At 70.5% G+C, this 7,062-nt stretch carries 6 protein-coding genes; 5 read left to right on the top strand and 1 reads right to left on the bottom strand.

Annotated features, from left to right (window positions below):
- The 4 genes from PWG71_RS27040 to PWG71_RS27025 all read left to right on the top strand — a co-directional run.
- Window positions 1–1,123: peptide chain release factor 3 (locus tag PWG71_RS27040; RefSeq protein ID WP_274812853.1), on the top strand; the 1,123-nt coding region annotated here is incomplete at its 5' end.
- Between the two features lie 158 nt (window positions 1,124–1,281).
- Window positions 1,282–2,505, top strand: a complete 1,224-nt coding sequence (locus PWG71_RS27035) for an MFS transporter (protein ID WP_274812852.1) — start codon at window positions 1,282–1,284, stop codon at window positions 2,503–2,505.
- Window positions 2,506–2,908: 403 nt separating this feature from the next.
- Window positions 2,909–4,408 (top strand): SulP family inorganic anion transporter, encoded by a 1,500-nt coding sequence (locus PWG71_RS27030; protein WP_274812851.1) that lies wholly within the window; start codon window positions 2,909–2,911, stop codon window positions 4,406–4,408.
- A 271-nt stretch (window positions 4,409–4,679) separates the two neighbouring features.
- Window positions 4,680–5,399: a spermidine synthase gene (locus PWG71_RS27025; RefSeq protein WP_274812849.1), complete on the top strand. Its 720-nt coding sequence runs from the start codon at window positions 4,680–4,682 to the stop codon at window positions 5,397–5,399.
- 244 nt (window positions 5,400–5,643) lie between these two features.
- On the opposite strand, the gene PWG71_RS27020 is transcribed toward PWG71_RS27025, so the two are convergent.
- A complete protein-coding gene (locus PWG71_RS27020) occupies window positions 5,644–6,123 on the bottom strand; it encodes a hemerythrin domain-containing protein (protein ID WP_274812848.1) in 480 nt (159 codons plus the stop codon).
- A gap of 98 nt (window positions 6,124–6,221) precedes the next feature.
- Here PWG71_RS27020 and PWG71_RS27015 point away from each other — a divergent pair, with 98 nt between their 5' ends.
- Window positions 6,222–6,902, top strand: coding sequence for a TetR/AcrR family transcriptional regulator (locus PWG71_RS27015; protein WP_274812847.1), 681 nt, complete (start codon window positions 6,222–6,224; stop codon window positions 6,900–6,902).
- Window positions 6,903–7,062 lie beyond the last annotated feature (160 nt).

Here is a 7,062-nt window from a genome sequence, read left to right as displayed (position 1 = left end):
GCGGATCGGGTTGCGTGCCACGCCGTTGAACTGGCCGGTGGGCATCGCGGGCGACTTCCGTGGACTCATCGACCGGGCCACGGGCCGGTACACGAAGATGACACGGATGCCGGGCGGGGCGACCAAGGCCCTCGAAGAGGTCCTCGCACCCGAGGAGGCGGCACGGGTCGAGGGTACCGAGTGGGAGCGGGCCCGGGAGGAGGTCGAACTCCTGGAGGCGTTGGGCGCCGACTTCGACGCGGAGTCGTTCCTGGCGGGGGAGTCCTCGCCGGTGCTGTTCGGCGCCGCCCTGCCCAACTTCGGTGTCGGACAACTGCTCCGGGCCGTCGTGGGGCTGGCCCCCGCCCCGACCGCCAAGACCGACGCGAAGGGCGAACCGCGCCCGGTGGAGTCCCCGTTCTCGGGTCAGGTCTTCAAGATGCAGGCCAACATGGACCCCTCCCACCGGGACCGGATGGCCTTCCTGCGGGTCTCCTCGGGGCGGTTCGATCGGGGCATGGTGCTCACCCACGCCCGCACCGGTCGCCCGTTCGCGACCAAGTACACCCAGGCGGTGTTCGGGTCCGAGCGCTCCACCATCGAGACGGCCTTCCCCGGTGATGTGATCGCGCTGGTCAACGCCCAGAGCATCGCGGTGGGCGACACCCTCTATGCGGGTCCCAAGGTGGAGTTCCCGGCGATCCCGAGCTTCGCGCCCGAGCACTTCGTGGTGGCGCGGGCCAAGGACGCGGGCAAGTACAAGCAGTTCCAGAAGGGGATCGCCCAGCTCGACGCCGAGGGCGTGGTGCAGGTGCTGACCTCGGACGTGCGCGGTGAGCAGGCGCCGGTGCTGGCGGCGGTGGGGCCGTTGCAGTTCGACGTGGTCGAGCACCGCATGGAGCACGAGTTCCGGTCGCCGATCGAGGTGTCGATGTTGGAGTACTCGGTGGCACGGCGCACCGACGCCGGGTCGGCGGAGGCGCTGCACGCGCTGTCGGGGGTCGAGGTGCTGCGGCGCCGCAACGACGGCGAGCTGTTGGCGTTGGTGCACAACAAGTGGCGTTTGCGGGTGATCGAGCGCGATCATCCGTCGTTGCTGATGGAGCCCCTCCTCGCCGGCGGCGTCGTCGACGAGGAATACTGACCCACCGCCAGACCTTGTCCCCAGAGGTGTCGCGCGGTACGGCGACTCGGTTGTGAGCGCGAACACCGGTCCTGCCCCCGCTCTGACGAGGAGTCCCGCTGACCTCCGCGCCGTCCACCACGGACACGTCCACCCCGCGCCGCACCACCGCCCGGATCGTGGCGGCGTCCGCACTGGTCCTCGCCCTGAGCGGCCCGGGCCAGACCGCGGGTATCGCCGTCTTCGTCGACCACGTCATCACCGACCTCGATGTCGGCCGTTCCGCCGTCTCCCTCGCCTACATGGTCGGCACCCTGACCGGTGCCCTGGCGCTGCCGTGGATCGGCCGCGCCGTCGACCGCTTCGGTGTTCGGCGGGTTCTCGCCTTGGTGGCCCTGGGCTTCGGCGGTTTCCTCGTCCTGCTGGCCGGCGCGCAAGGACTCGTCGGGCTGACGGCCGGATTCGTCGGGGTGCGCGCCCTGGGCCAGGGCGGCATGAGCATGATCGCGACCACCGCCGTCGCGATCTCGGTGACCCGCAACCGAGGTGCGCTGCTGGGGTTGACGAGTTCGCTCGGAGCTGCCGGGATCTCCCTGTTCCCCCTGCTCGCCGAGCGGGTGATCGCCGTGCTGGACTGGCGTTACACCTTCGTCGCGGAGGGGATCCTGATCTGGGTCGTCGTGCTCCCCCTGGCCTGGTGGGGTCTGCGCGGGGCCGAGCGCCCGGCCCAGGACGCCGCCGCTCCCCGAGAGGAGGGGGGCAAGGGGTCGGTGGAACCGTCCTGGCCCCTCACGACCATCGCGAGAACCTCGATGTTCTGGGCGATGGCCGGCGCCATCGCGTGCAGCGGACTGGTCTCCACGGCCGTCTTCTTCCACCAGATCTCCCTCTTGGGAGAGCAAGGGCTCACATCCGCCCAGGCCGCCGCCAACTTCCTGCCCCAGACCCTGGCGGGCCTGGGGGCGGCGCTGCTGTTCGGCGCGGCGGCCGACCGGCTCTCTCCCAAGGTGCTGATGTCCGCCGCCATGGCCATGCACGCCCTGGCCCTGGTCGCCCTGCCGTCCGTCTCCCCGGGCCTGGGCGCGCTGTTCTACGGAGCGGCGCTGGGCGCGGCCGCCGCCGGTGCCCGCGCGGTGGAGAGCGCCGCGCTGCCCTTCTACTTCGGTACGGCGAACCTGGGCACCCTGCGCGGCCTGACCCAGTCCGTCGCGGTCGCCTCCACCGCCGTCGGTCCGATCCTGCTGTCCCTGGCCCACGGATGGGCGGGCTCCTACCGGCCCGGGGTCATGGGCCTGGCGGCCTTGTGCGCCCTGGTGGCCGTCCTGGTCTGCTTCGCCCGCACACCGTTTCCCGCCACCGGCGGGTCACCCCGCGGCTCTGACGGACACGTTCGTGAACGTTAAATGTGAACATCCCATGAGCCCACCCAAAAAATCACTTTGGGTTATAAGCGGGAAATGCGGTCGTCATCTATATCACGCCCATGAACTGGATGAACCACCGAACAGTCGCCGTTGTGATAGTTGCCTCAGTTGCTCTACGTGACTCGAACCCTCACGTAAGGGTAAGTTCTTTTCAGGTCACTTCTCGCGCATGAGCGTGGGATGACCGCCTTCTTCCCGACCTGCCTCAGGGGCACGGTCGGGTCTGCGGCGACGGAGCCGCGCCCGGGGCACCACGAGTGCCGCACCGGATCCAGACGCCCGAACGCACCACGGCTCCCGAGTCACGAGCGCGTTCGATCGCATCGTCGCCGAACACCTGACCCGAACACCGCGGTCCTTGTCGTGGGCTGCCCGAAACCTGATGGGTTCCATGAATCTGCTTGTGAAGACGCCTCGTTCGTGGCGATCGAGGATGCCCTCCCCCGCTCAGATCCGCACCGACGTGCTGGCCGGCCTGGTCGTGGCCCTGGCCCTGATCCCCGAGGCCATCGCGTTCTCCCTCATCGCGGGGGTCGACCCCCGGGTGGGCCTGTACGCCTCCTTCGTGATGGCGGTCTCGATCGCCTTCCTGGGCGGGCGCCCGGCGATGATCTCCGCCGCCACCGGCGCCATGGCACTGGTCGTGGCCCCGCTGTCCATCCAGTACGGCGTCGACCACCTCATCGCCGCCACCCTGCTGGCCGGGCTCATCCAGATCGGCCTGGGCCTGCTCGGCGTGGCGAAACTGATGCGGTTCGTGCCGCCCAGTGTGATGACCGGGTTCATCAACGCCCTGGCCATCCTCATCTTCCTGTCCCAGATGCCCTACCTGACCGACTTCGACATCCCCATCTACGTCATGGTCGCCATCGGCCTGGGCATCATCTTCGGTCTGCCCTACCTGACCAAGGCGATCCCCGCGCCGCTGGTCGCGATCGTCGTGCTCACCGTCGCCGCCGTCACGATGGGGATCTCCACCCGCACCGTGGGGGACGAGGGCGAACTGCCCGACGCCTTCCCCGTCCCGTTCCTGCCCGACGTGCCGATGACGTGGGACACCCTGACCCTGATCGCGCCCTACGCCCTCACCCTGGCGCTGGTCGGCCTGATGGAGTCGCTGATGACCGCCAAGGTCGTCGACGATCAGACCGAGACCACCTCCAACCACGGCCGCGAGGCCCGCGGTCAGGGCATCGCCAACATCCTCGTCGGCCTCTTCGGCGGTATGGCCTCCTGCGCGATGATCGGCCAGACCATGATCAACATCAAGTCCGGCGCCCGCACCCGCGTCTCCACGTTCCTGGCCGGGGTGTTCCTGCTGATCCTGTGTGTGGGCCTGGGCGACATCGTCGGTCTCATCCCCATGGCGGCTCTGGTCGCGGTGATGATCTTCGTGGCGGCGGTCACCTTCGACTGGCACAGCATCGCCCCGTCCACGCTCAAGCGCATGCCCTGGAGCGAGACCCTGGTCATGGTCGTCACCGTGGTCGTCGTGGTGATCACCCACAACCTGGCCCTGGGCGTGATCGTCGGCGTCATCGTGTCGATGGCCCTGTTCGCCAGCAAGTGCGCCATGCAGGCCGACGTCACCAGCGTCCTGGACCCCGAGGGCGGCACCCGCGTGTACTCCGTCAACGGTGAGGTGTTCTTCGCCTCCACCGGCGACCTGGTCAACCGGTTCGATTACGCCGAGGAGGGTCTGAGCAAGGTCGTGGTGGACATGTCGGGGGCCCACGTGTGGGACTCCTCCGCGGTCGCCGCCCTGGACCGGGTGAGCGAGCACTTCCGCGGCCACGGCGTCGAGGTCGAGGTCACCGGCCTCAACGAGCCCAGCAGCAAGCTCCACAAGGAACTGACCGGCACCCTGTCCGGTGGTCACTGATATTTGCCGAGGACGACAGCGGGGCCGCCGGAGATCGTTCCGGCGGCCCCCACCGCTGTCGGAGCCCCGCCGGAGCCCGTCCGAGAGTGGCCCGGCGTCCGCCGTCCGGCACTCCGCGCGGATCCGGGCCCGTCGGTCCGGTGACCTCCACGGCGGGCGGTCACCGGGCCGTGATCGGCTTTTCGAGGCCTGGCGCGGGCACTTCCGTGGAAGACTCGACGCCGCAGGCGACGCCGGTCGACCGCACCCCGACGACGAACAGGAGACACGGATGAGTGCCCGTTTCCAAGAGCTGGACTGGCGGGCGACGCCGATGGGAGAACTCAGCCTCCGCCGTCGGTACGACCCCCTTTTCCAGAAGGAGGTCCATGAGATCAAGCTCGACGACGACTTCCTGATGTCGAGCCTGTTCACCGCGGCGGAGATCGAGCTGGCCCGGTTGGCCTTGGCCGAACTGGAGGGAAGGGGCGGCCTTCGCGTCGCGGTCGGAGGTCTGGGGCTGGGGTACACCGCGCAGGCGGTGCTGGAGAACCCGGACGTCGGTGCCCTCGTCGTGGTGGAGGCGCTCTCCGAGGTCATCGAGTGGCATCGCGGAGGACTGCTCCCCGTCGGTGCGGCGCTGGTCGCCGATCCCCGATGCCGCCTGGAACACGGTGACTTCTTCGCCCTGGTCGGCGCCGGATCGGGCACGGCCCCGGAGGTGGGCGCGGAGCCGTTCGACGCGCTCATCGTCGACATCGACCACTCGCCGAGTCACCTGCTCCACCCCGCCCACGCCGGTCTGTACACGGCGGACGGGCTGCGCCGTCTCTCCGAGGACCTCCTCGTGCCGGGCGGCGTCTTCGCCCTGTGGTCCAACGACGCGCCGGACGAGGAGTTCGTCCGTCTCCTGGCGGACGTCTTCGCCGAGGCCCGAGCCGAGATCGTCCAGTTCCCCAACCCGCTCCAGGGGCGCGACGCGTCCAACACCGTCTACGTCGCCGTGTCGTGACCGCTCCCGCCCCGCCCCGGCGCGCCCCGGTGCGCGCGCACGGGGTGGGGGCGTCCTTCCCGGTCCCCACGGGTGCCGGGCGGGGGAAGCGCGGCGGGATCGTCGGGCGGTACGGGAGCCGCCTCGGTCGCCGACCCCGTCCTCCCCGGCCGGGCCCCCGGCCGTCTCCGCCGCTCCGTGACCGGGGCCGCCGGGCGACTCCCGGCGGCCCTTCGCGTTCTTCGGGCCGTGGGGCCCGCCCGGATCAGAGGGTCACGGGCCCGTAGGAGTTGAGGGCCTCGACGATCTGCGCCTCCTCGTGGTCGAGGTGGGCCTCCACCTGTGCGGCCAGGCGTTCCACCTCCTCGCGCACCGGACCCGTGCCCACGTCCCGCCCCGAGGCCAGTTCCTGGATGCGGTCCAGGGCCCGGCTGATGGTCGAGTGCTCTCGGGTCAGCCGCTCCAGGACGGGGGCGAGCTCCGGGTGGCTCACCGCCAGGCCCGGGAGCACGTGCTCGTCCTCCGCCGTGTGGTGGCCGTGCAGGAACTCGCAGAACGACAGGCACTGCTTGCGGATCTGGTGATCCAAGGGGACGGACCGGCCGTCGCCCGTTCCCGCGTCCGGTGAGTCCAGGGCCGCGCGCAGGTCGTTCAGCTGTCCGCGCAGCATGTCGTGGATCTTGACGAGTTGGTCTCCCAGCGCCTCGATCCGCTGCGCCTCGTGGTCACCGGTCTCTTCCGCCATGACGACACCTCCACAAAATATGCCAGTGACTGGCACTTTTTCACGGGGGTCGTCCGAACGCAAGGGGATATCCGCCTTCGGCCCGCTATCCTGGCCCGATGACCACCCGGCCCGCCCCGGAGGGCGAGGAGCACCTGCCGCTGCGCGAGCGCAAGAAGCGCAGGACGCGCAGGGTCCTGGCCGACACCGCGCTCCGCCTCTTCCTCCAACGCGGCTACGACGACGTCACCCTCGACGAGCTGACCGAGCACGCGCGGGTGTCGGTGCGGACCTTCTTCCGCTACTACTCCTCCAAGGAGGAGGTCGCCATGGCGGCCGAGGGGGAGCTCTGGGAGGCCTACGCCCGGCGGTTGCACGACCTCGCCCCCGGCGGTCCGGCGCTGGAGCAGCTGCGGGACCGCTACGTCGCGGCCGTTCGCGAGATGCCGGGGGAGTGGACCGAGCGCTACCTGGCCACCCGGGGGCTGGCGGCCCGCACACCCGCGCTGCGCGCCCATCACACCGCCGCCACCGATCTCCTACAGGTGCGGATCATCGAGGCGCTGGAGCGGGTCATGGGGGTCGACAGCCGCCGGGACGTGCGGCTGCGCCTGGTCTCGGACATGACGATCGCCGCGGTCCGCTACGGGAGTAAGAACTGGATCCGGGAGAACCGGACCGCGGAGCGCACCGGGGACGGGGAGTCGCTGATCCGCGAGGTCGTCGCCGCGTTCGACGCCCTGCCCGGCGCCGTCGCCTTGGCACCGACGTCCCCGGAGGAGCGCCCGCCGGCCCGGTGAGGCGAGGCGGCATGGCCGGGAGCCGCCTCGGGCGTGCGGGCGTTCGGGATCCGGGTCTCGACGCGGGAGTCCGCCTCCCCGGCCTCCGCCGGAACTCCGTGGAGGGCGGCCGGTCCGGTTCCCCGGTGCCTCGCCGCACCCGGTGCGGAGCACGTCGGGG

The organism is Nocardiopsis sp. N85, from assembly GCF_028882275.1.
Lineage (GTDB): Bacteria > Actinomycetota > Actinomycetes > Streptosporangiales > Streptosporangiaceae > Nocardiopsis > Nocardiopsis lambiniae.
This window is presented reverse-complemented; position numbering and strand designations above follow the sequence as displayed.

What these genes read in the sequence shown, in the direction of transcription:
- PWG71_RS27030 (WP_274812851.1), top strand. Translation starts at nt 2,909, where the DNA reads ATGGGTTCCATGAATCTGCTTGTGAAGACGCCTCGTTCGTGGCGATCG.
- PWG71_RS27015 (WP_274812847.1), top strand. Translation starts at nt 6,222, where the DNA reads ATGACCACCCGGCCCGCCCCGGAGGGCGAGGAGCACCTGCCGCTGCGC.
- PWG71_RS27025 (WP_274812849.1), top strand. Translation starts at nt 4,680, where the DNA reads ATGAGTGCCCGTTTCCAAGAGCTGGACTGGCGGGCGACGCCGATGGGA.
- PWG71_RS27020 (WP_274812848.1), bottom strand. Translation starts at nt 6,123, where the DNA reads ATGGCGGAAGAGACCGGTGACCACGAGGCGCAGCGGATCGAGGCGCTG.